We start from the raw sequence: 25,650 nt of genomic DNA on the forward strand, positions 1-25,650 counted from the left end.
CATTAGTTGGTTGTTTCACTGGTAGGCAATGGAAGTACATAAGAACCTGTCATGTTGATTTCTCCTTCCTCGTCGGAATCGGGCACGGTGGAGAGGTTCATCCGTTTGTAGGTGTAGAAGGTTCCACCTTCGCCTATCATTTCTTTCCGTATATCGAGCAGTATTTCGGCATCCAGTTGTTCACGGGTGCTGACTGTCAGACTAAGGGTACGTTCAGCTCCACGGGCTTTTCGAACTGTTTCGAGGTAGTTGATTCCTTCGGTTATCTTGCCATTATAGCTACTGATCTCCGCCAGGATATGACAGATTTCACTGAACCGGATCACTGGTATCATCGGATTCTCCATTGCTTCTACTACTGATTCTACGGAAGGGTTATACTTCAGTGTGTAATACTTCGACTGGGTTTCATTGGTAGTCCCGATCAGGTAGGTGAACCGATAGTCGGTATATACGCCCGTATTGTCCGAAGCAAACAGGGAAGGGATATTTGCCAACGGCAAACGGGTGGTTGACGAAGAAGAGGAAGAGCCCCATACGGCCTGTTCATAATCCGTAGCCAGCTGTTTCTTGTACAAGCCGAACAATATGTCGTGGGAGACTTTTGTATATCGGGAATTGAGATTGCAGGTAATGTTCTCTCCTTCTGTAAAGCCTATCCACCGTTTCTGCTGGTAATAGGTGTTGTAAAGTTCTTTGGCGGCTGTCTCGGCATTCTTGTAGTAGGCAGGACCGGCATAGATGCAGACACGGGCTTTCAAGCCCAACAGTGCCAGATAATTAATGCGGATGCCACGATACCAGAAGAATGCTCCCATATCGTCTATATAGGAACCGGAGTTGAAGCGGTAGCGGGCATTCCATTCGGGAGTAGGCTCGTACATTTGTGAAGCATACATCGCTTCGGGATGGTATTCGGTGTCAAACTTCCGCAGAATGTCTTCCGCTTCGAGCAGGTCTTTCAGGACTTTCTCAATAAAATCGGTAACGGTGCATTTTTCTACCACTGCAGCTTCATATTTATCGCGGTAAGGAAGATAGGTGCCCGAAGGATTGGTTGCCGTTGCAGGGGCAAACAGGCGAAGCAGGTCAAAATGCATCATGGCTCTTAATGACAAGGCTTCGGCGTAAATGAGGTTTTTCTCTTCTTCTCCGTATTCGAACAAAGAGATGTCCGTGGGCCGGATGTTCTCGATGAGCTTGTTCAGGTTGGCTATCACTTTATAGCCTTTTTCCCAGATAGCTGTCACGACGGGTTCGGTGTCGACCGTGTTATAGATAAGTTCGGAAGCGTCGGCATACATCGGAGAGATGGTTCCGGCCTTTTGATTGTATTGCTGGGAGATGGCACTAAGGAATCCCCAGCTTAGTTGCTTACCGTAAAGTTCGTCGGACGCCAGATTGGTGTAGATACCATTCAGGGCGTTCCGGTAGCCGAAACCGGTGGAAAACAGATCGTCGTCGGCAATCGCATTTTCTGGTGTTACGTCCAGCCAGGCATTGCAGGAAACGGCTAACATTCCTGTCAGGGTTATTAGTATATGGCTGATTAGTTTCTTCATTTGTATGGTTAGAATATGATGTTAGTAGTCAGATTGAATGAACGCGAATAAGGATAATCCAGTCCCCGTTCCTGACGGATGGTAGACCAATAGAACAGGTCGTTCATCGTGAACGAAAGACGCAGGCCGGACAGATGGAGTTTCTTTAATTGTTCGGGACGGAAATTGTAGCTCATTGTCAATGAACTCCATTGCAGGGTATTGTTTTTCTGTACAAAACGCGAAGATGCGCCGGTGGTGACATTACGGTCACGAATATCTTTCATGGTGGTTATGTCTCCCGGTTTCTGCCAACGGTCGAGCAATACCCGCTTATCTACATTGTCATTTTTAATGTCGGCATTCTCTACATAGGAGACGAGGGTATTGTTGTAAGCATCTCCACCAAAAGTATAGAGGAAAGAAGCAAACATGGATAACTGTTTATAGGACAGGGTATAACCGAATGAGCCTTGTCCCTTGGGAGCTGTATCGCCAATAATGGTCCATTCGTCGGCAGACCATACATCGGTAACGTCACCATTCCGGCGAAGGTAGATTTCTTTGCCGTTTGTGGGGCTGATTCCCAATGACTTCATCCCGTAAATAGAGGTCAGAGAGGCTCCTTCGTAATATTTCAGGTATGTTTTAGCATATTTTGAATCGGAGCTGCTTTCGGGGTTATATCCGCTGAACAGTTCTTCCACTCTTTTATTATAGTCGCGCATTGCCTGGGAGATTTCAATAATCGTGTTTTTGTTTCTTGCAAAGCTGCCGTAGAGCTGGAAGAGCCAGTTTCTGTCACTGTAAAGTCGTGCCCGCAGTTCCAGTTCGACGCCGGTGTTTTTCACCTTTCCCATGTTTTCTTTGTAGGAGGTGAATCCGGTAGAGGAAGGGATGGTATAATCGGTTATCAGGTCGATGGTACGCTCGTCGTAGGCAGAGGCTTTCAGATAGATTTTATCGTGCCACAGTCCGATTTCAACTCCATAGTCGAGGGTGTATTTACGTTCCCATTTCAGGTTCGGATTTCCCATCTGATAGAGGAATACACCGTAGCCTGTGGGATACCAGCTGTCTGTTTGCAGCTGATACATATCTTTGGCCGAATAGAGGGAGAAGTTGGTCTTTCCGGTCAGTCCGTAGGAGACACGGAACTTCAACATGGAAAAGAGTTCATTCGACTTCATAAAATCATAATTATGAATGTTGATTCCTGCTCCTGTTGACCAGAACATGGACCATCTTTTATCGGAACCGAATTCGGAAGAACCGTCGATACGTCCTGTAAGGTCGGCGAGATAGATATTGTTGTAGGTGTAGTTGGAAGTGAGCAAGGCTCCTACCAAGCGGGTGGTATTATCGGAGCTGCTGGGCTTTCCGTATACTTCTGCCGCATAGTTTGAAGAGACAAGGTCGCCACCCGGAAATCCCCGGTAACGTGTTTCGGAAGCAGTGCTCTGCGTTTGTCTCATGTTGGAGGACAAGCAGATATTGAGATTGTGTCCCTTGAAGGTATTGTTGTACATGAGTGACAGGCTTCCGTCTATCACTGTTCTCTTTTGTGTGGATTCTGTTTTTTCACCATTGATGTTGCCTGTACTGGCTGAATAACTGGCCGATGCGGGATCTTTGTACAGATCACCGGTAGAATTTCTCATCAGGACGGAAAACTGACCGCGCAGACGCAGACCGTCGGTGATACGCCAATTCAGACTAAGATCATCGGTTACTTCATCATAACCGGAATGGTCGAAGCTGTTGTAGAAGTTGATTTCGTACAGTGGATTTACTTGTGTGCCGCTAGCCCCGTCGAACTTTTCGAGACGGCGCACATAATCGCCATTTTCATCATACAGACGCATATAAGGAAGTAAATGGGAGTAATCGCTGAATGAATTGAAGGGGACATCTGTACTTTTGTTATAAGTGTAGGTCACTTTGTTCTTTATTTGTAGTCCGCCAATGCGGTAGTCTACATAAAAAGCGGCATTGGCATTCTTACGGGAAGAGTGTTTCATCACTCCTTCCGTTCCTCTGAATCCCAGTTCCACTCCCCAGCGCACGTCGTTTTCTCCACCGTCTATGAAAACGGAGTGCTTATGGTTCAGAGCCGTGCGTAGTCCTTGAGAAAGCCAATAGGTATCGACACCTGTCAGTACATTATTGAGTCGTTGGTAGTAACCGTTGGTATAGGGGTCTATTTCCGGGGTGTTGCTGTCATATAGTCCTGCCAGGCGTTCGGTTTCCAGCTTCTCACGGGCGTTCACCAGATTGTAGGAGGATAAATCCGGCAGTTCGGCAGAAAGTACTCCGGAATACTGTACACGGAACTTTCCGGCTTCAGGCGCACGCCGTTCAATGACAATTACTCCGTTGGCCGCACGTGAACCGTACATGGCAGTGGCGGCAGCATCTTTCAGGATATTGATGCTGTGGATGCTATTCATATCGAGGTCGTATATCTTTTCTACATCGACTTCAAAGCCGTCCAGTATGAAGATAGGCAGGTTGGAATTACCGCTTAGCACTTCCCGCGAAATGGAGGAGGTGGAGGTCTGCCCAAGTGTCGTTTCTCCGATACCGGTCTGACCACGCAAGACGAATTGAGGCAGGCTGTTGGGATCGGAACCAGCAGCCAGATTCTCCTGTATTCTGAAAGAGGGATCGAAAGTCTGAATGGCCGAAATCAGGTTGTTCGGGTTGACTTTTAACAGGTCTTCTTTCTCTATCTTTGTGGTATTTCCAGTGAAACTTTCTTTCTGTATGGAGTTATAGCCGGTTACAATCACTTCCTGAATACTTTCGGTAGCTTCTACCATCTGCACATCGACTTTCTGCCGGGAAGTGACTTTGATTTTACGGGTTTCAAAACCGATGTAGGAATAGATAACCAGACCGCCTTTTTCGGGCAGGGTCAATACATAGCAACCGTTTATATCGGTAATTACACCAGTAGAATGACCATCCAAACGAATCGTCACTCCTACCATCGGTTCTTTAGAGAGTTTCTCAATCACCCGGCCATAAACATAATTTCCGTGTGGAGGAAGAAGATATGTCTCTTTTGAATTATTTTTGTTTTGGGCTATTGCATTAGTAGATAGTGATAAAATGTATACAAACAATAAGATTCTATTCAAAGCCCCGGAATTTAGCTTTTGCATAACGGATATATATAGTTATTACACCCGCAAAAGTATTCTTATATGATAGACGGAGCAATCACGAATTTTAGGTATTTTACACAACTATTATACCAAAATATAATTAAAGCAAAATCTTTTTGCTTCTGTTTAGGGATTAATCAATAGCAAAAAGAATAACTGCATCATTTATCCTCTATCAAAAGGCAAATGATGCAGCTGTCGGTTATATCTGTTTTTTTATAATGCCAGACGGTATATCTCTTTGCTGTCCTGTTTCGCTAATTTGACATAGTTGCCTACCAATTCACCTTTATTCCGGTGCAGACTATCTGCAAGGCGGTCGATGTCGGGATTCTCAATGCCAAGTTCTTTGAAGGTCACAGGCAGGCCGATGGAAGTAAAGAAGGATTTCAGACGGGAAATTCCTTCAAGGGCTACCGCCTTTTTATCGTCTGATTCTGCCACTCCCCACACTCGGATGGTGTATTGGGCTATCTTATCCACATTGTGTTCTGTCATCCATGTCATCCAGGCAGGGAAGATTACGGAGAGTCCGGCACCATGAGTCACGTTATAGATGGCGCTGATTTCATGTTCGAGGAAGTGGGAAGCCCAGTCCTCTTCACAACCTACACCACAGGTTCCATTGTGGGCGATCGTTCCGCACCACATCAGATTGGCACGGGCTCCGTAGTTTTCGGGGTCTTTCATGACGGTAGTTGCCTCTTTGATGATGGCAAGCAGGGTACCTTCGCACAGGCGATCGCCTATTTCTACATCTTTCGTGTTGGTGAAATAGCGTTCCATGATGTGTGCCATCATATCGGCAATGCCGCAGGCGGTTTGGAAAGGAGGAAGTGTGTAGGTCAGCTCGGGGTTCATCACGGCAAAAACAGGACGTAGTACACCGGGAGCACGGAGGCTTAATTTCTGTAAGCCATCGACTTTCGTGATGACGGTGTTACCGGAACCTTCGCTTCCGGCAGCAGGAATCGTTAACACAACGGCTACTTTCAATGCTTTCGTCACAATGGCTTTTCCGATGTAGAAATCCCAGAAATCTCCGTTGTAAGGAACTCCGGCTGCAATGGCTTTCGCCGTATCAATCACAGAGCCACCACCAACGGCGAGCATCATGTCTACGTTTTCTTTCCGGCAGAGATCGATTCCTTCATACACTTTCGTGTCTATCGGGTTAGGCTGTACACCACCCAGCATGCAATAGGGAATACCTACTTCCTGCAATGATTTCTCAACACGGGCCAACAAGCCGCTACGTATCACGGAACCGCCACCATAAACAATCATTATTTTGCGTGCACCGTATTTCTGTACTAACACTCCGGTCTGCGCTTCCGTATCCCGACCGAACACGAATTCAGTAGGGCTGTAAAAGATAAAATTATTCATTGTCGTTTTCTTTATAGGTCTTTTCGTCAGTCTTTTCTATAGATCCAAATAGAACTCCTTTGACAAGTTTTTCTATAAGTTCTTTTATAGAGCCCTTCATAAGAGTCTTTATAGATCAGACAAAGTTATAAATTTAAGCAGAATATCTTTCTTTTGATTGTTTAAAATTTCCTACTTTCATTAGTACAAGTCCGATTACAATCCAGACCATTTCGCGTATACGGGTAATCAAAGCGGCATAGACTCCGTAAGCTCCGGAAAGGGAAAGGCCGCCTACGGCGAGGGCAAAGCCACCTTCACGACCTCCCAATTGCATAGGCAGGAAAAACAGCAGATTAGCAAGTAAAGAAGAGAAAGCCGCAATCAGGCAGCAGTCGGCAAAGCTGACATGGGTGGTCAGCACGTTCAGTATCAGCCATATTTCAAGACAACTGACTACACGGGCGGTATATTCCAGTAAGAGGGCGCTATAAAAGGTTTGTTTCTTTTGTTGGTGGAGAAGGGCAATTTGTTTGTCTATATTCTCCAACTTCTCTTTATGCGCGTTTGCAAAATGAAATACTTTCTTTTTCAGAAAAGGAATACGACCACCCATACGGACAAAAGCCACAGCCATCCCCTGCCGATAGCCTTTCATAAAAAGAATAACAATCAGCAAGCAAAAGACAGTAATAGCTCCTAAGATTATCCCCATCATCCACCCCACCGGATAGAGACAAACGTAAAGCAACACTGAACTTAACCAAAAGCAAAAGTGGGAAAAGATATGCATCATCACATAAAGAATCACGGAAGAGGTGGCGCGTTCTATTCCTATATAGGGTTTCAGCTCCATAATGCGATATGGTTCGCCTCCCATCAGCCCAACAGGAGTCACGTAATTAAGCGCAAAACCTGTTACTGTGAATTTGTAGAGCCGGACAAATGAAACCCCCGTCTTACCACCACTACGGATGATGATGTACCACGATACTGTATTAATAAGGTAGACAAACAGCCATAGCAACAAAACCAAAGGTAAATATACCCCTGCACGCTTCAAATTCAGCCAAAGCTCCTGATAATCCATATCAAAAGTGAATATCATTATCAGAACGGCAATGATACCAAAAGCGAGAAATATATTACGGTACTTGTTCTTCACTATTTGTGAGACTTATATCTATTTTTTATATGGGTATATATCTGCTTTTATATGAGTATATACTTGCTTTTTGTATGGGTATATATCTCACTTTATTCACATATAATCTTACTTTATATACGTATAATATCTTTCGAAGAATCTTTTGAACGCCGGGATTCTCATCAATATGTATTCGAATACCAGCCAACCGATTAACGCGCAAGAGATGCCAAGTAATACATCAATGATATAATGATGGCATGAATAAATAGCTGTTCCCCAAATGCCGACCATGATAATAGAGAAAAGAGTAACCACATACCACCTGCATTTACCAATAATGGCATACACCAATGCAACTACCATATAGGCCGCATGCAGTGAAGGCACTGCCGCAAAAACATTAGCATTACGCCCGTAGATAGAATCAAAGATGGTTACTCCGAAGAATGCATCAAAGCGTCCCAATCCTGCAACATTACCCGGTGTGTTTAATATCGGTTCGAAACCGTAGTTGATGGCATACCAAGGCGGAGCGGCCGGATGAATATAATAACCGGCAAAACCAATCAAATTGACAAACAAGAATACTAACGCAAAGCGAAGGTAGGTTTTTCTTTCTTTCTTGAAATACAGGCAAAGACCGAACAGGATGGGAACGGGAACCCAACAAAGGTAGAAGATTCCGGCAAAAACGTCCGCTATCGGCCAGTTGTGTGCAGCGAAGTATTCGCAAGGAGTAACCAGAAGACCATTATCCATTACTCCGAAAAGAGACTTTTCGAGATTATACAGTCCGGCCACATCAATCGGGTTCACTTCGTAGTTGGGGCAAATACGCATCCAGTCATACGAGATTCCAAAAATGGCGAAAGGTAACAGGGCCACAGCCAACTTACGAGTAGGTAATCCGGCAAAAAATAAAACTAAATAGAGTACCGCCATTAACAGGTGCTCGGAACGAAGCCCGATGAAGATACTTGTCAGCAAAAGGAAAAGAGCCATAATGACTGTCACAGTCAGGGCTTCTCTCTTCGACGGCATTTGAATATTCTTTATCATTATAATGTTTTGATTAGACAACTAGACTATTTACTATTAGACTATTTACTATTGGACTATTTACGATGTACTATTTAGGATGTACGATGTAAATAGTAAATCGTCCAACAGTAAATTAATTCATTCTTTCATCACTTTGTAGCAATGTCTCACACGAGCAAATGCCGTGATATTGGCAAACAGGGCAACAAAAGCCAGAGGAACAATCATAATCAGGATTGGTTCGAAAACGGTGATATCTTTGAAAACGCCACAGAACAAAGCTCCGAGACTGGTCAGCACTACGCGTTCCGGACGTTGCATGAATCCGACTTTACATTCAATTCCTAAGCCTTCGGCACGGGCACGCACATAGCTTACCATCAGTGAGCCGATTAGTGCCACAAATGCAATGAGTGCATAAAGGAAATAATCTTTCATTGATAAATAGTAACAGATACCAAAGAAAGTCATCAATTCACTATAACGGTCGAGTACTGAATCGTAAAGCGCACCGAACTTGGAACTCATGTTGCCTAGGCGAGCTACACGTCCGTCCATCATATCGAACAGTCCGGCAAACAAAATCACACCTCCTGCCCAGCCGATAATGGCCAAATCGTTCTGTCCGCCATATATGCCGGCATATACAAACATACCTGCCGCTACTACATTCAGGATAAATCCGGTAGTGGTGATAAAGTTAGGAGTGATTCCTATTTTAATCATTCCGCGTATCAGGGGATTGATAATCTTATAAATCAACTGTTGTAAATAATCTCTGTAATTCATCTGTTTAAATCTGTTTATAGCTATTTTTATCTAAATCTTCTGTTTTCTCAATCTGTATATATCTAATTCTTTCGTTTTCTCATCAGTCTTTTCAATCCGTTTTTCAGTTTCTTTTTCCGAACAAACTTCTTATATCTATATTCCGGTAAACAAAAAAGCGTTGCATATTATAGTTCCAGAACAGTGCCACGATGACTGCCACTACCACTTTAGGAATAATGAAAAAATCTCCGAAATACAGGCTAAGTGTGTTGCGTACCCAGGGAATCTTCGCTAATGATTCCGTCAGTGCATACGTTCCCCACGTATTGAGCCAAACACTGCAAACCCATACAAGGATAAATTTTACAGCAACGTGTGTTTTCTTTCCTTTCGATTTAAAAGTCCATTTATAGTTGATAACGCAATTAACGATTCCTCCATAGATAGCTCCCGCCAGGGTGGCATATACATAGTAGACATCAAACAGCCTGACCAGAAGAATCGTAACGAGAAAGTCTGCAATAGTTGCCATTTGAGCAGAAAGCTGCGCCCTCAAAAACATGAAGATGCCGCCTTTCTGGGAAATCATCCGTGCAACTTTTTTCAGCCAATCACCCATCTCGCTCCCACTAACAATATAAAACTATACACTCCCGCCAAAACATCGTCCATCATGACCCCTACCCCACCTTTCAGGCTTTCCATACGACGTATGCCCAACGGTTTGGCTATATCAAAGATGCGGAACAAGGCAAAAGCCGCAATCACGTACCAAAACCATTTGTCATCATTGGGAACAGCCAACAACGGTATCCACACTCCCACCATCTCATCCACTACCACACGCGAAGGATCTTCTCCCCAATAAGTCTCCAGCTTATCGGCAGCCCAAATGCCGGCGAATGTAAATACAATCACCAAAGCGGCAGTCAGCCATAATACCCAAGAGAAAGGAAGGAGAAAATAAAGTGCAATCCAAATGATAGAAGCCAGTAACGCCCCAGCCGTGCCGGGAGCAAAAGGAGAAAAACCGGAGCCAAAGCCCGTGCCTATAAAAACAGGTAGAAAGGGAGGACGCTTCATTTATTACTAATTACTAATTACAAACTACGAGTCGGTTGTGTCACGAGTCCCCCAAACGAATGGGGAATTTGTACAATAAAAAAGTAAAAGTTGAGGTTGAGTATCCACCAGTCTTTATAGGATGGTAAATCTCAATCTCAACTTATTATTTGGGGTTACTGATTAAGCTAAGTAATCAGGTTCTTTTTCACCAATCATGTTACGCAATGTCTGTTTTACCATTCTCCATTGTGTAAACAAGTCGTGTTCGGGCTGATGTTCGAAATCGTGCATCGGGCTCTTGCAGAAGAATGACAACCAAGTCTGGATGCCACACATGCCTGCACGCATTGCCAAGTCGCTGAACAACACAAGGTCAAGAGCGATAGGAGCTGCAAGGATAGAGTCGCGGCAAAGGAAGTTCACCTTGATTTCCATCGGGTAGCCCATCCATCCGAAGATGTCGATGTTGTCCCATGCTTCTTTGTTGTCTTTGCGGGGAGGATAATAGTTGATACGTACTTTATGATAAACATCTCCGTAGAGATCCGGATATTTTTCAGGTTCGAAGATAGTATCGATTACAGACAGCTTGCTGACTTCTTTTGTCTTGAAGTTGTCCGGATCATCGAGCACTTCACCGTCGCGGTTACCGAGGATATTGGTAGAGAACCAACCGTTCACACCCAGCATACGGGTTTTGAACATCGGAGCCAATACGGTTTTCATCAGTGTCTGACCACTCTTGAAGTCTTTACCGGAGATAGGTACATTCTTTTGTTTAGAGAATTCCCACATAGCAGGAGTATCCACACACAAGTTAGGAGCACCCATCACGAACGGAGCGTCTTCTGCAATAGCAGCATACGCGTAACACATACTCGGAGAAATCACGTCTGTATTGTTTTCCTTCATTGCTTTCTCTAAAGCAGCGAGTGACATGTGTTCGTCAGACAGCGGAATGTAAATTTCAGTACTTGCAGCCCAAAGCACCACTACGCGTTCGCAGTTGTTAGCAGCTTTGAAGTCGCGGATATCCTGACGAAGTTGTTCTACCATTTCCCAACGGGTAGCAGCCTTCTTCACGTGTGTACCGTTCAGACGTTTTGCCCAGTTGTGATCGAAAGCAGCCGGCATCGGTTTGATAGCTTCCAACTCTTCTTTTACTCCATTCAGGTCTTTTTCTTTCAAAACCTCGGCGTACATAGCAGCTTCGTATGCGTTGTCCGGGAAAATATCCCATCCTCCGAAAACAATGTCTTCCAAATTCGTCAAGGGCACAACGTCCTTGATGAGTTTTTCTTCGTTGTTCTCCATGCGCATTGTGGCTAACTGTGTAATAGATCCTATCGGTTTTGCCAGTCCCTTGCGAGAGGCTAGTGTACCTACAATCATCGTGGTAGCTACCGCACCACCCACTCCAACTACCAGTACGCCAAGACGCCCGGTAGCGGGTTTAATTTCTTGTTTCATTTCTATTCTATTAAAATTAAACTAAAATTGATGCAAAAATAAGATTAATTAATTACTAATACAGTCTTTATTTGTCATATAAACATTGCAATTAGCAGGATTTAACTTTTAAAAGGTCATGTGGAGACTTATTCTCAAGCCTGATCTGTCAATCCCGGGCGAATCACGATAAGTGAGCCTCCAAATATAGTCCAAACGTAACACCTTGAAAATGTTTTCGATACCGACACCCGCCTCCACATAAGGTGTTTTTCCCATTGTTTGTGTGTTCTCTATCGGAAAAGCGAACAAACCGTCACTCAAAGCCGGGTTGTTTTTATCGTTCAAATGTCCATATAATCCACGACAGGAAACTATTTCCCTCCATTTTAGTTTTTTCAACAACGGTACCCGGTTGAACAGCCATCCGTTGAGGAAATAAGTAACATCCCACGAGAAATACTCATCGTTCATAAATTCCATCGCATTCATCAACGAGTAAGATTCCGGTTGGATGGTATAAGAAAGGTTGGCATTAGGCATGATAAGCAACGGAAAAGGTACTTTATCCCACACTTTACCTGCTTTTAGTATAACGTCCGTATAGCCGAACGCGGAAAACCAGAAGCGTTTCTGAATACCGGCTTCGGTATGATTGTAGGTGTAATCGCTGCCCAACACTCCTTTTCCGGCAATGGTATGCGACAAGGTAAACACCGGTGCATCCAACGATACGGGAAAACGGTTCCATTGGGTCTGGAAGAATTTCTCGTTCGGAGCATAACGCAACTTCAACTCTGCGGCACTGATAGAGAAATCTTTTACCGGGGTGTAGGTATCTCCTTCTTTCTTTAAAAAAGGAATCAGGTAGGAGGACTCATCTTTCCGTGTACGCGCTGTCAACTGGAAAGAAAAGCCGGAATAAAACTCATTGGTATAGGTCATCTCCGCCTGCCGGAAATAGCCGATACGGTCGTCCTTCTCACGTTTCAAGGCCAGGAACACATTGTCTTTGCTTGTATACAGGTAATTTTGTCCATACTGGTTCACATCTGATTCGTAACGCAATTTCAATGAATGGATGGGAAATTCGTTGGCGTATTCTTTCTTCTTTTTGAAAGAATATTCCAGTTCTGCTAATCCTTTCACTCTTTCATCTTTAAACCCGTAAGCCACATATCCTTTGCCAAACAGGTGCGGATTGAGCCAGGCGGTAGTCATACCTCCGGCACGGATACGGGGACCTTCCAATGTGTTACCGCTGATAGTGGCATTCATCGGGCCGATATAGAAAAGTGGTGCTTCTTTGGAGGTGGGAATATATCCCGTAAAGAGAATGGAAAGCACTTTTTCCGTCCAGTAATATACCGGATAACTGCGTAATTGTGTCATCAGGCGGTCTACCGAGTTTTCCTGCTGGGAGATGGCGGCTTGTGGACGATTCTCCGCCCAGAATGTTTCGGGACGCGACAGGGCTTCCGTCTCTTCAATAATACGTTCGGGTTTGGTGAAGGCTTTGTCGGCTTCGGCAGTCGGCGTAAAGGTGTAGTTGCTGTAATCCGCTACACGGCGGGCAAAAATACCGTCCTGTCCTTCGGTCAGTTTAAACTCAACAGTGATACTTTCATGATCGAGCAGGCGTGTGCCGTCTTCAGCGCGCTTAAATTCCTGTTCGAGCAACATGTAGTCTACAAAGTTCAGGTTTATCTTTTTGGGAAAGTTGAATACGGCACGTTTGACAAAGTAGGTAGAGTCGAGCGTCACATACAGGTGTCCGTTGAAACCGAAAGACTCGGAATTAAAAGGTGTGAAAGCGAGGTCTGCACAAGGCTCTCCGGCAATCTGCAACGTGTCCATCAGGTAATATTTATAAAAGCCTGTACCGATACGGGACAAGGGACTGACAAACTTATTTGTAAACAGGGAAATGTTGTTTTCGTAGATATCGACATCTTTAAAGACTTCATTGATGGCTGCCTGCATCCCTTGTTTAGAGAGAAACTCATCGACACCGGCCTGTTTGCGTCCTTTCACCCATTGCTTCTCGGAACGGGGAGATTTCCGGTAATAGTCTGTGGCAAGCAGTTCACGGGCTGATACCGTCAGAATCGGTTTACCGGTAACGGCAGAAGTATCTACATATTCCGTCAGGAAATCAAATTTACGATATAGCCATTTTTTCTGTTTCTCTTCATCGAAGTTATTCAACGCAAAGGTGGTCTTTTCATAACGTTCGCGTTGCCAGAAGTCTTTCTCGTAGGGAGAGTAGTTGTCACGGCTTTCAATCATACGGCGGACAAATTCTACGGCAGGATTATCTTTCTTCCGGTAGTGTTCACGTTTGGGTTTGACTACCACTTCACCAAGCGCGTATTCGGTAGGCGCAAGCGCTACTTTATAGGATGCATTATGGGCAGGGCGAATGGTGCGGACATAGTCATTATATCCGATTACAGAGATTACAAGCACTGCTTCGGAGCGATGAGTTTTGAAGTAAAAGCGTCCGTCGCTTCCGGTAGTAGTTCCTTCGGTCGTGTCTTTTAAGCGTACAGATGCATAAGGCAAAGGTTCTTTGGTCAGAGAATCAGTCACCACCCCTTGTACCACATACTGCGCACTTAGCGGAATACTGATAGCCAATAAAAGAAAGAGCGTCAATGTGCCTTTTTTCATTAATCTCATACCTTAAATCCTATTGAATTGAGCGGGGCAAAGGTAGGAGTGATTTCAAGACAAAAAAAGGTCTATTTGATGGAAGAAATGTTCTTATTTGACACAATTAGGGGAAAATAATACGGAATCGGGTCAGTCCGTCGGCATAGGTTCGCAAAGAGAATGTGCACCCATGACGCATCAGTACTTCGCGAATAAAGATAAGTCCGATTCCCTGACCGTTCGGTTTGGTGGAGAAGAAAGGACTGAACAGTTTAGCTTCTGTTTCTTTGCTGATTCCCTGACCGTTATCTATCACTTCAACAGTAGCCGGAGCGAGGGTGCGGACTATTATTTCCCCATCGGTTTCAATGCTTTCCGCTGCATTTTTGATGATGTTTACGAGTACTTGCTCAAACAAAGCGGCATCCAGCATCACATCTTTCAGACTTTCGTCCATTTCCATGCGGAGTGTAATGCGACGGTCATTACACATTCCTTCCATAAACCGCTTGCAGGTGAAAACCAAATCATTCAGGTTGACAGAAGAAAGTGTCGGTTCGGGGATTTTCACCACATCGGCAAAACGGGTGATGAAACGACTCATTGAGAAACAACGGTCGGTACATACACGCATCACGTCGCAGATGTCTTCCATTCCTTCTTCGCTGGAAAGGGCTTGTTCTACCGTATCCAGTGTGGAAGTAATGCCGGCAGTCGTGTTGTTCACTTCGTGGGCAATCATGCGGATCACTTTCTCGTATGCTTTCTTTTCCGCTTTCATCACTTCGTCGGTGAGGGTTTCTACCAAGTAGAAGGGATGCTGAAATCCACGATCAATGAAAGAAGAATGAGTACACCGGTAGATATTCGAGTCGTTCAGACGGACGGTTACCTTCTCTCCTTTCGGGAGGTTGGCCAATTCCACCGCTAACGGAGAATCAATCTCTTTCATCTTCTTGCCTTGTACGTCTTCCAAACGAACACCCAGCATTTTCAAAGCCATCGGATTCAATTCCGAAAGGTCTTCATCAAGGGAAGTTATAATCACTCCCATCGGAGAAGCTTTAATCAGCAAATCGAGAAAATTATTCTGTTCACGCAGACGGAGACGTTCATTCTTGAGCTGCTCCATCATGCGGTTGAAAATATTCACCACACGATCGGCCTCATATTGACCTACAGGACTAAGGCGGCTACTGAAATCCTGCTCACGCAACAGTTCCATACCGCTTCCGATTGTATTCAACGGCTTCACAATCTTACGATAGAAAAAGGTCAGATAAATGAGGATGAAAAGTATCAGCCCCTCCCCTATGTAGAAAAAGATTGTATTCAGTTGACTGGAAAGGAACAGCAATACACTACCTAATGCCAGCAGCAGAAAGACTAGTATGTAAAAGAATCCTTTTATACGCACGTTATCTGTGGTTAACGGTTAATCTTAATATTATTAGGCACGTGCCTAAATTTATCACATTGTTATATTATATTTTTCGAGACGGCGATAGAGTGCTGCACGGCTGATACCCAATGCCGTAGCTACCTGACTCAAATTTCCTTTGTAACGGTCCAACGCCTGGAGAATGGTCTGGCGTTCTATTTCATCCAAAGTCATACCAGCCAGAGCTGCGCCTTCGGTCACTCTTGCGTCATCGTGGCGAATATACTGCGCATCAAAATCGGAAGCATCAAGCAGCGGTTTACCACTTACCAAAATGGTACGTTCCACCAAGTTCTTCAATTCACGAATATTCCCCGGATAGGGCAAACGGCTCAAGAATTGCAGGGCATCGGCAGAGAACTCCGTACGGGGCAATCCGTTGGTTACCGCCTGACGGTCGGCAAAATGACGTGCCAGCAAAGGAATATCTTCGCGACGTTCGCGCAAGGCCGGCAGTTTCACTGTTATCAGATTGATACGATAGAAGAGGTCTTCACGAAAAGTACGTTCGCCTACCATTTTGCGCAAATCGGCATTGGTGGCTGATACTACCCGGATATCCGTCTTGCGCGGACGGCTGTCGCCGAGCACTTCAAATGTCTGATCCTGCAATACACGCAGTAACTTCACCTGGCACGAAGGGTCGAGATCACCTATTTCATCCAGGAAAATCGTCCCTTTGTTTGCCATTTCGAAACGTCCGATACGGTCTGCGGAAGCATCGGTAAAAGCTCCTTTCTTGTGCCCGAACATTTCACTTTCGAACAGACTTTGAGAAATACCTCCAAGATTCACTTTCACAAAGGGGTGTTTGGCTCGCTGACTGTTGATATGAATAGCCTCGGCTATCAATTCCTTACCTGTTCCGCTTTCCCCTGTAATGAGGACAGAGGCATTGGTCTTTGCTATGCGGGCAATCGTATTCAACACATCCATCAATCCCTGGCTACGCCCGATGATGTGGCTGCGGTCGAAAGAATCGCTCTGTTCCTGCGTTGGTTCCTGTGGAGTGCCCGAAAGTTGGAGTGCCGTTTCAATGCGTTGCAACAAGGCGGCATTATTCCAGGGCTTCGTTATGAAATCAAAAGCTCCTGCCTGCATTCCTTGCACGGCAAGTTGGATACTTCCCCAAGCGGTCATCAATATCACCGGTGTTTCGGGACGGAATATTTTTACTTGTTTGAGTAGGGTCAAACCCTCCTCACCCGTTGTAGAAAGAGTGAAGTTCATATCCATCAGGATTAAATCCGGAGCTATGGAACGTACTACTTCCATAGCTTCCCGTGGACCGGGAACGGTCTGTGCTTCATATCCTGCCCGCTTCAACATGAAGCTAAGCGAAGAACGCACTGCGCTGTCGTCGTCAATTATCAGAATCATAGTTATATTTGAGTTTTACCCAGTCAATTAACAACTTTGTCTCACACTCCAAAGGTACTAATAAATAGTTTGCTACCAAATGATTGATATATAAATCACGGAATGCACGCTTCAATAATACAAGTTACGTAATAAAGCTGTTTTCTTATTATTGTATTTAAGATTTTCCACTGCACTAAATAAAGATTTTCAGTACAGTAATTTATAATTGTTTATGCAGTCGAGTAATTATCCAGTTACAATGGGACAAAAGTCACCTTATAGAGTGATAAATATCATCTTATAAGATGACTATTGGCACTCTATAATATGACCACCTGTCTCCGAAAGGATTAAAACTCTTAAGATACGAAATTAATTCGTAAAAAGCAAGAACGGAATAGAAAATAATACTATTTACTGCAAGTTCCTCCATAAGATTCAAAAGCTTTTTCCTACCCTTTCTATTGCCGGATGATTTCATCAAAATCAGCTTCAAGTTCGGTATTGGTACGAAAATCCCATAACGTCAGACTGCGAATCTGATAATAGTAATACCAATAATAATAGAGTTCGGAAATATGTTTCTGTCTTGCCTCATCTTTAGAGTTCTGCGCATCATTCAGGTCTAAGGTATTAATTTTGCCTATCAGGAAAGTTTCAATACTGGTCTTATAACGTTGCTGTGCAATTGCATCGGCTTCCTTCGCTATGTCCAACTGCTGCGCCTGATTATTGAAATGCTCCACCAACAAAAAGATATCCTGGTTGAAGTTGATCTGTTCCTGGCGGATCTTTGAAAGCACCACATCCCGGTTACTCTTGGCTACCCGGACTTTCCCACGGCGTTTTCCCCAATCGAGAATCGGAATCTTAACGCCTACCTGAACAATCTGATTATCCTGCAGGTTCCTGTAAACGGCCGGAAAATTCCGGTTCTCACCCGTATATCCTACGCTTGCAAACAAATCGACACTACGCAAATTTCCGCGTGCGGTAGCTACTTCATAATCGGCTTCCAACTGGCGGCGACGGATATTCTGTGCAAAAGAATTACGTTCCAATGCTTTATTTAACACCTGATTGTACTCCATCCTCGGGCCATCCACAGCTTCGGGAAGAACCGGGTTTAGTACTTCATCCTCTCCTACTCCCAAAAAGGCACGGAGCTGGAACATCTTGGCATTGAGATCACTCTCTGCTTCCGTCAATGCAGCCTTCGCATTCAAAGCGGAAAGCTTCAACTGCAAGAGTTCATTCTCGGAAATTTGCCCCATTTTGCGTTTGGCAAGGGCTACTTCATAAAGGTGGTCGGCGTTTGTCTGGTTCTGTTTCGCCGTGCCAAGATTTTCTTTTGCCAACAAAAGATTAAAGTAATAAGTGATGGCACGCATCGTCACTTCTTCGGTAGCAGTGATAAAGGCTGCTTTCGCTTCGGCATAACGAACCGGTTCGATGCGTCTGTTCCACTTTATATTATTGACTCCAAAGATGGGTTGTGTAAGTTGTAATGTGACAGGAACCGACATAAAATGCCGGTCTCCTCCGGCTCCCAATTGCTTGATATAGTCAAGAGAGGAAGTCAGCGAGAGTTTACCACCAGTAAGCCAGATGTTTTGATCGATAGAAAGATCACCGGTAAGCCCTAATGTGTTATTACGGACGAAACCGTAAGAACCGTCCGAATTTTGATAGGAACTATACGATTTGTTATAATTGGGCAGGGTTCCGGTCAGGTTGACTTCCGGCAGAAGATCAGCACGAAAGGTACGAAACTCCCAATAGGCCGTTTTCAATTCATTCAAGGCAACAGCAGCGTCAACAGATTGAATACGCGCCATAGCAATAGCTTCATTCAAGGTTATTTCCCTTTCCTTCTGTGCCGACAATGCCAACGGCAGGCAAACGGCAGCAAGAGCAAACAATATACTTTTCTTTTTCATTATGCACAGTATTTTCCACTATGAGAGAATCAAACGATGTGCCAAAAAAGTAAAGTTTTTATTATCAACAGATTAGAAAATAAGAAAAGTGTCCATTTTCGGACACTATGCCCAAAAGTGAACGTTCAATTATTCACAGTAGTTAGGAAGGCGCACAGTGAAACGAGTGCCTTTACCTACTTCGGAGGTGACAGAGATGGTACCATTCAGACGTTCGATGATGGTCTGACAAATACTTAATCCCAAACCTGCTCCTTGGGTGAAATTATCGACTTTATAGAATCGTTCGAATATATGACGGATACCTTCTTCAGAAATACCGACTCCTGTATCCTCCACAAAGATGCGGGTGTAGCCGGGAACCTCATCATCTTCATAGCCGAAAGTAATGAAACCACTACTCGTAAATTTAGCAGCGTTATTTATCAGATTATTCACGACTTGCTGCAAGCGTACATTATCTGTCGTAAGATATTTCTTATCACTTTCGGGCATACGCAACACCAGTTCTACTCCCGGTGGCATATTCAAGCGTTGAGAATCATGGACGGTCTTTAATAACAGCGGCAGGTTATGCTCGGCGAACATAAATTCCATGGTTCCCGATTCGATACGTGACAAATCAAGAATATCATTAATCAAAGCCAGCAACAGGCCGCAATTCTTATTAATGGTTCCGATAAACTGGGCAATCTCTTCGCTTGTAAAACCACTCGTATCGCTTAGCAAATCGGAGAAACCTACAATCGCATTCAACGGAGTCCGAATCTCGTGACTCATGTTGGCAAGGAATGCCGATTTCAGTTTGTCAGCCTGGAGGGCTTTATCACGAGCCTCTCTCATCTCCTGCTCGGCAGTCTTATATCGCTGGATACTCTGGCAAACACCTAATATATTATACAATGAATCTTGTGTCAATCCCGTGATTACGGAAGAACGATATTCCCACCATTCATACTCTCCGTTGACATTCCGCTGACGGAAATTCAGACGGGTATTGGAATCTTCTCCTGTCAATGCTCTATTAAATAACGGACTTATTTCCTTCAAATCATCAGGATGGATAGTGCGATCCATTTCATCACGGGAGATGGTAGTAACCGATTCATCGTATCCAAGACGTTTCAAGAAACCTTGCGGGAAAATGAAACAGTTGGTTTCCATATCAAACTGCCACGGATAGATGGAGCTTTCGTCTACTGCCATATCAAAGAAACGCTTCTGCATTTCTTCATTCGAAATATTCCGTGCGGAAAGTGCCATACCGGTAATCGTATCCTTTGAACGGATCGGGACTATTTCCCCCGACACCGGGAAGTATTTATCACTATGCACTTCTTTCATGAAAGCTCCCTGGGGTATCTTCACACTTTCTCCTTTAGCAGCTACCTGCTTCAGCATAGAATGAAGAATATCCTGACCGTTATAATATATCTTGAAGATGCTGCCTGCCATCATTCCTTCATAAAAACGGCCCCCTGACTCATACGGCAAATGCAGCATTTGTAATAAGGAGCGGTTTGTGAAATGAATGTGCAAATCGGTATCATACGTTATCACACCATCACGGATGGAATGAAATACATTATCAAACTCATTACGCTGTTCCACAAGTTTATTCTGTACGAGCAGACGGGTCTGTGCCTGAATCCGTCGTTTGGACTCACGCCGGTTGGCACGCATCAACCACACGATAGAAGCTATCAGCAACGCCAGGATAGACGGATAGAGCAGTATAAAAAGGTATTTATATTTTTCCCAATACGGTTCGTTGACGATGGTTCCGCTAGAGGATACTTTATCAGGGTCAATATGAAAATAATCCAACTGTTTATAGTCATAGATGAATCCCTGCGTGATTTCTGTCACTCCTATTTCTTGGGGAGATGTACCTTTTAAGACTAAAGCAGCCCTTTGAGCTGCCGATAATGCTGAAGCATAACTATCGGAATCGTATGCACAGAATACGCCATTAGTTAACCCCACATTCTGACTCGAAAATACGGGAGCTTTTGAGTTTTTGCCAACGAATGAAAGGAAAGGCGACCATTTAGGAGCAACCACCAGACGTTCGTAGCTGTTACGAGGGTAACAAATAGCAGCAATGATGTGACTCGTTGTATGATTTTGGGTATTATAGACTTTCATTCTATAATCCGGATTGTCTTTTTGAAAGATTTTCCACTCTTCTTCAAAATCTTCAAGGCCTTTGTTACTCAAAAAGCTGTTATCTATCACACATACCACTTCTTTCCGCTGGGGAAATATCTTTTGCGCCTGACGCAATATGACATCAAAATCCGGATTGGCAGTGAACCCGCAAACATTGGGATGAGTAGCAATCAGCTCCATATCAGGATACTTAATGCCGAAAAACACGACCGGTATCTGCAAAGGCAACGAATCTCTACAGGCAAAAAGAGTATAGAAAGCTTCATCACTTGCTGTTATAATCAAATCGGTCTGCCTGTCACGAGCACGCTGACAAAAACGACGCATAATTACTTTCTCGGAGTTGAATGCCCAAAAATCGGCATCAAGATACTCCGTTGTTATATTCACCTTCAGGCCACTTTCTTTAAATCCTTTGACCAACCCCTGATTAAGGTCGCTATGCCAAGGAGTCTGTGAGGTGTATGACTGTATAAACAGGATATTGTATGTACGTTCCGCTGCTGCCGCCTGAATAAGAACAGCAAAAAACAGAACGATAAGCAAACAATAGTAGCGTCGATTCATATAATTAAAGCCTGCGGTGTTTTCAATATTATGCCGACAAAGATACGTTAATTATATTGAAAACAAACAGATAGCCCAAGTTTTTTATTCTTCGCGCAACGCCTCGGCAGGGTGTATGCGAATTACCTGACGAGCAGGAAACCAAATGCCAACGAGAATCATTAAAGTCATCAAGAAATAGGTAATGGCACATGTGATAAGAAAACGTACCACTCCCCATTCCAGATATCCTTCCGTCAAATCCAGGTAGCCGATATTATAACATATCACAGCAGCAGGCAAAGCGGCCAGCGTTAACAGTAATAATCCTTCTTTATTCAACCGTTGCCAAAGCTGTATCCGGCTGGACCCAACCGCTATACGAAGCGCCGATTCAGCACGACGGTGCTGTGTACGGAACCAGAATGTGCCAACAATACCTAACAGGATATTGAGCAGTAAGAATCCCATCATCCAGAAACGTACCTGTACCTGATTATAGCTCTCTTGCTGGAAATCATTCCGTATATCTTCATAATCATGCACTTTCAAGATGAATAAGTTGCCGACACTCAACTGGTTGACAGACAATTTCATCAAATGTTCCGCAAAGTCTTTAGAAGTCCCCGGCTTCACACGCAGACAAACTTCTACACTTGAAGGATAAAGTTCATCGTCAAGTTCGACCATTATCTTTTCAGGAAGTTCAATGGCTACATACCGATCACTGTAGTTAGGCCAAAAGTCATTGTAACGCACCTTCTTCGAAACTCCCCCTATCTTGTACACTTTCGTAGAATCATCCACATCGACCATTTCTTTACCCAACAGCGTACGATCGCCTTTATAATCTTTGGGCAAGAAATTTTCACCAACAACGACATTGCCATTCCTTAAAGCTTGCACCAACGGCTGATAACCACGCCCATCAGCACTTTGATAACGAAAGACCTGAAAAAAGTCAGGGGTTACCGAACGCCGTAGCGGATTACTAACTAATGTATCGATACGTAACATACTACCGGAGTTACTCCCGATATAGGGACGCGCATTATTGGATATTGAAACGGCCTCCACTTCCGGCAATCTCCGGAGACGATTAGTCAACTCGATAATATCTTGTCCTAAAGATGTACTCTTTTGCTCTTTCGAAAGATAGGAATTACTCTTGTCGTTTTTCAGGCTTAGTTCCAAATAATACGTATCGGTAATATCAAATCCTACCGGTTCGTAATAAGTACGCGCTGTCACATACGTCCAGTCGACCACATACCACAGGACCACAAAAACAATTAATAGTTCTGACCACAACCATCCGTTTGACCGGCGCTCGTTCCATATTTGTTTTAATAGTTGCATTTTCTTTAGAATTTAGATGAGTTGAAGAATTATCTTTCGTTGATGGCATCCACAATATTGGTGCGAGTTACTCTCCATGCCGGAATGGCGGCACTTAATAAATTGAGTAGGAAACAAGCCAGAAATGCCAGCAGGAATACGGTAGGATCGAACAGTAAGTCGACACACATGGTCCGCAAATCCTCCACACCATTGGATACAAAGTCTACGGAGAAAAGCATTCCTCCCAAAAGGAAAGCGGCGACATAACTTAATACCAGTCCGAGAATTCCTCCGAACAGGGAATAAAGCATATTTTCGGATAGTACCTGCATCATAAGCTCCCGTCTGGGGGCACCAAAGGCTTTTCGCACTCCTATTTCGGAGATACGCTTACGCATGCGTGACAAAGTAAGTCCGGACAAGTTGACGGCAGGAACAATCAATAAGACAAGTAATGTCAGTATGTATTGCCGTACTGCTTCTTTCACAGCAGGAGGATTGTTGGCGGAATAGCGTTGCGCGGCTACGAAATAAGTATCAGGCTGTCCGCGATAGAGTAAATCGAAATTGGGATGCCCTGCCATAAAGATAGCCCGCAAGCGGTCTGCCTCCTGACGAATAGCCGGAAAATCGTCTTTCGATTTAGCCAGTATATAAACGGCAGTCATACCCATGATATTGTCATCGCCCCAAGTGGCTGTGAAGGCACTTGTTGAACTCAAAGGAATCCAAACTTGTGCATAGGCGTACTTCGCCAGTTTAGAGACCGGACGTACCACTCCGCAAACAATATAAGCCGAATGATTCAGAAGGAATGTTTTTCCAACCACTTCTGATGTTCCGAACAAACGGCGAGCCATATCTTCGGAAATCACAGCTTTTGCTGCTCCGGCATCAAAATCGGCATTATCATACGGTTTACCAGATAGAAACTCAAATTCAAATATTTTCCAGAAAGCATCGTCTGTTTGCAACACACTACAACTTTCCATCTCACCTGCCGGTTTAGCAGCCAGCATTGTTTCCTGCCAGATATTGGTTATGGAAACAACTTCGGGAATTGTCATTGCTTTGAAACAAGCCTTTGCCGTATTGTATCCGATAGGGCCATTGCTTTGCCAATTCACGTTGGACTTACTTTGAAGTCCGGCAAACCGGAAAATAAGCATCCGGTCACGATGGGTTTCCGGTGCAAAGGGAGCAATAGTCGCACGTAAAGTAATCACAATTACCATTATCATAGCAATAGCCAAAGCTGTACCAATAATGGAAATAAAAGAAAGCAGTTTATTTTCTCCCAACAGATGGAATGCTTGTTTAAAATAGAGTTTTATCATGATCGTTACCAGTATAAAGTTCAGTATATTTCTTACTCGTCTCTTAGTGCTTCGGCCGGTTGCACTTTCATTGATTGCAGAGCCGGATACAACACGCCAAGAATAATCATTATCGCCATCAAGAGATATGTCAGTAAAATGGCTATCAGGAAACGGGGTACTGTAAATGCCATTTGTGATATATCCACCAGTTCAGTATATCCAATATTGAATGCAATCAATACGGCAGGAAGAGCCGACATGCTTAACAGTAACAAACCTTCCGTAATCAAACGATAGAATATGTTTTTCCGGTTAGCTCCCATCGCCATGCGTAAAGCAACTTCTCCCCGGCGTTGCTGGGTACGGAACCAGAAAGTGCCGATCACTCCCAGAAAGATATTCAACAACAGGAAAAAGAGAATACAGAACTGGGTACGTAATTCATTATCATTGTCTATCTCACTGGCTGTCCGGACTTTGCTTAATGGAGTGACATCAAGTATATAAACATTCCCTACCTGATAGATACGGTCGGCATCATTCATAAGACGTTCCACAAAGCCATCGTCTACACCTTCGCGGACACGCAGACTTAATTCGAGATAGGCTACGTTTTCAACTGTTTCCATTTGTTCGTCAGAAAGGTAAGTGCCGATATAGGTTCCGGTAAAAGGTTTTCCGGCAATGTTATAATGATCGTAGCGAACGGGCTCTGTTAAAGCTGCAATACGAAAGTTGGTATCACTCATGCGAACTTCTTTACCCAAAAGGTCTTTTCCGTGGAAAGTAGCATCCGGATAATAGTCTGCAACATCGACAGGAACGATTATTGTATTTTTCTCCAGAGCTTTCACCAGACTTTCATGACCGGAACCATCGATATTCCGGAAACGAAACACCTTATAATATTCAGGAGTCGTCCAACGATCCATCGTACTTATCCAAACCGTGTCGTTATCCGGAAAACGGAAACTCGCTCCACTGCACCCTTCATTGTATGGAATACTGTTTTGAGAGATACAGACAGATTCAACTTCCGGATGACGGGACAAACGTCCGGCTATTTCCCTTAAAGCAGTCATATCATCTTTAACAGTCAGCTCCGGATTGAAATCGGTAGATTTATCGGTAAGACGGTTCATACGTAATACATACGTATTTTCTATATTAAAGCCCATTGGCTGATAATAGATATGCAAAGTGACATAAACCAAATCAATGATATACCACAATACGACAAACACCAACAATAGCTCAATCCATAGAAAAGCATTGCTCCGGCGCTCATTATATATTTGTTTCAATAACTGTTTCATCAT

At 44.0% G+C, this 25,650-nt stretch carries 17 protein-coding genes; all 17 read right to left on the reverse strand.

All coding sequences use genetic code 11. The annotated features are described in order from the left end of the window. Positions 1–2: 2 nt before the first annotated feature. The 17 genes from DWZ47_RS12955 to DWZ47_RS13040 all read right to left on the reverse strand — a co-directional run bounded on the left by DWZ47_RS12955 (position 3) and on the right by DWZ47_RS13040 (position 25,650). The gene (locus DWZ47_RS12955; protein ID WP_117513402.1) at positions 3–1,562 is read right to left on the reverse strand and encodes a RagB/SusD family nutrient uptake outer membrane protein; all 1,560 of its coding nucleotides are present in this window, start codon (positions 1,560–1,562) and stop codon (positions 3–5) included. An 8-nt stretch (positions 1,563–1,570) separates the two neighbouring features. Next, a complete protein-coding gene (locus DWZ47_RS12960; protein ID WP_008648740.1) occupies positions 1,571–4,708 on the reverse strand; it encodes a SusC/RagA family TonB-linked outer membrane protein in 3,138 nt (1,045 codons plus the stop codon). Between the two features lie 219 nt (positions 4,709–4,927). After that, on the reverse strand, positions 4,928–6,100 hold the full coding sequence (locus tag DWZ47_RS12965) for an iron-containing alcohol dehydrogenase (protein WP_117513404.1): 1,173 nt from the start codon (positions 6,098–6,100) through the stop codon (positions 4,928–4,930). A 133-nt stretch (positions 6,101–6,233) separates the two neighbouring features. Next, complete coding sequence (locus DWZ47_RS12970; RefSeq protein ID WP_117513406.1) at positions 6,234–7,244, reverse strand: lysylphosphatidylglycerol synthase transmembrane domain-containing protein; 1,011 nt, start codon at positions 7,242–7,244, stop codon at positions 6,234–6,236. Between the two features lie 108 nt (positions 7,245–7,352). Continuing rightward, positions 7,353–8,270, reverse strand: a complete 918-nt coding sequence (locus DWZ47_RS12975) for a phosphatase PAP2 family protein (RefSeq protein WP_004326585.1) — start codon at positions 8,268–8,270, stop codon at positions 7,353–7,355. A 138-nt stretch (positions 8,271–8,408) separates the two neighbouring features. Next, positions 8,409–9,059 (reverse strand): CDP-alcohol phosphatidyltransferase family protein, encoded by a 651-nt coding sequence (locus DWZ47_RS12980; protein ID WP_009040796.1) that lies wholly within the window; start codon positions 9,057–9,059, stop codon positions 8,409–8,411. A gap of 103 nt (positions 9,060–9,162) precedes the next feature. Beyond that, entirely contained in the window at positions 9,163–9,630 is a 468-nt protein-coding gene (locus DWZ47_RS12985) for a GtrA family protein (RefSeq protein WP_081104589.1), read from the reverse strand. Between the two features lie 14 nt (positions 9,631–9,644). Beyond that, a complete protein-coding gene (locus tag DWZ47_RS12990) occupies positions 9,645–10,124 on the reverse strand; it encodes a phosphatidylglycerophosphatase A (protein WP_004326579.1) in 480 nt (159 codons plus the stop codon). A 162-nt stretch (positions 10,125–10,286) separates the two neighbouring features. Then, positions 10,287–11,576 (reverse strand): inositol-3-phosphate synthase, encoded by a 1,290-nt coding sequence (locus tag DWZ47_RS12995; RefSeq protein ID WP_004300682.1) that lies wholly within the window; start codon positions 11,574–11,576, stop codon positions 10,287–10,289. Positions 11,577–11,684: 108 nt separating this feature from the next. Beyond that, on the reverse strand, positions 11,685–14,237 hold the full coding sequence (locus DWZ47_RS13000; protein ID WP_117513409.1) for a DUF5686 and carboxypeptidase-like regulatory domain-containing protein: 2,553 nt from the start codon (positions 14,235–14,237) through the stop codon (positions 11,685–11,687). 97 nt (positions 14,238–14,334) lie between these two features. Next, complete coding sequence (locus tag DWZ47_RS13005; protein WP_008025737.1) at positions 14,335–15,627, reverse strand: sensor histidine kinase; 1,293 nt, start codon at positions 15,625–15,627, stop codon at positions 14,335–14,337. A gap of 54 nt (positions 15,628–15,681) precedes the next feature. Beyond that, positions 15,682–17,031: a sigma-54-dependent transcriptional regulator gene (locus DWZ47_RS13010; protein WP_008771245.1), complete on the reverse strand. Its 1,350-nt coding sequence runs from the start codon at positions 17,029–17,031 to the stop codon at positions 15,682–15,684. Between the two features lie 443 nt (positions 17,032–17,474). Then, positions 17,475–18,953: a TolC family protein gene (locus tag DWZ47_RS13020; RefSeq protein ID WP_004300692.1), complete on the reverse strand. Its 1,479-nt coding sequence runs from the start codon at positions 18,951–18,953 to the stop codon at positions 17,475–17,477. A 129-nt stretch (positions 18,954–19,082) separates the two neighbouring features. After that, on the reverse strand, positions 19,083–21,692 hold the full coding sequence (locus DWZ47_RS13025) for a PAS domain-containing sensor histidine kinase (RefSeq protein WP_117513411.1): 2,610 nt from the start codon (positions 21,690–21,692) through the stop codon (positions 19,083–19,085). Between the two features lie 84 nt (positions 21,693–21,776). Then, positions 21,777–23,030 (reverse strand): ABC transporter permease, encoded by a 1,254-nt coding sequence (locus DWZ47_RS13030; protein ID WP_117513413.1) that lies wholly within the window; start codon positions 23,028–23,030, stop codon positions 21,777–21,779. Positions 23,031–23,059: 29 nt separating this feature from the next. After that, entirely contained in the window at positions 23,060–24,349 is a 1,290-nt protein-coding gene (locus tag DWZ47_RS13035) for an ABC transporter permease (RefSeq protein ID WP_117513415.1), read from the reverse strand. A 32-nt stretch (positions 24,350–24,381) separates the two neighbouring features. Beyond that, entirely contained in the window at positions 24,382–25,650 is a 1,269-nt protein-coding gene (locus tag DWZ47_RS13040) for an ABC transporter permease (protein WP_117513417.1), read from the reverse strand.

Source organism: Bacteroides sp. AF32-8BH (assembly GCF_003435205.1).
Lineage (GTDB): Bacteria > Bacteroidota > Bacteroidia > Bacteroidales > Bacteroidaceae > Bacteroides > Bacteroides ovatus.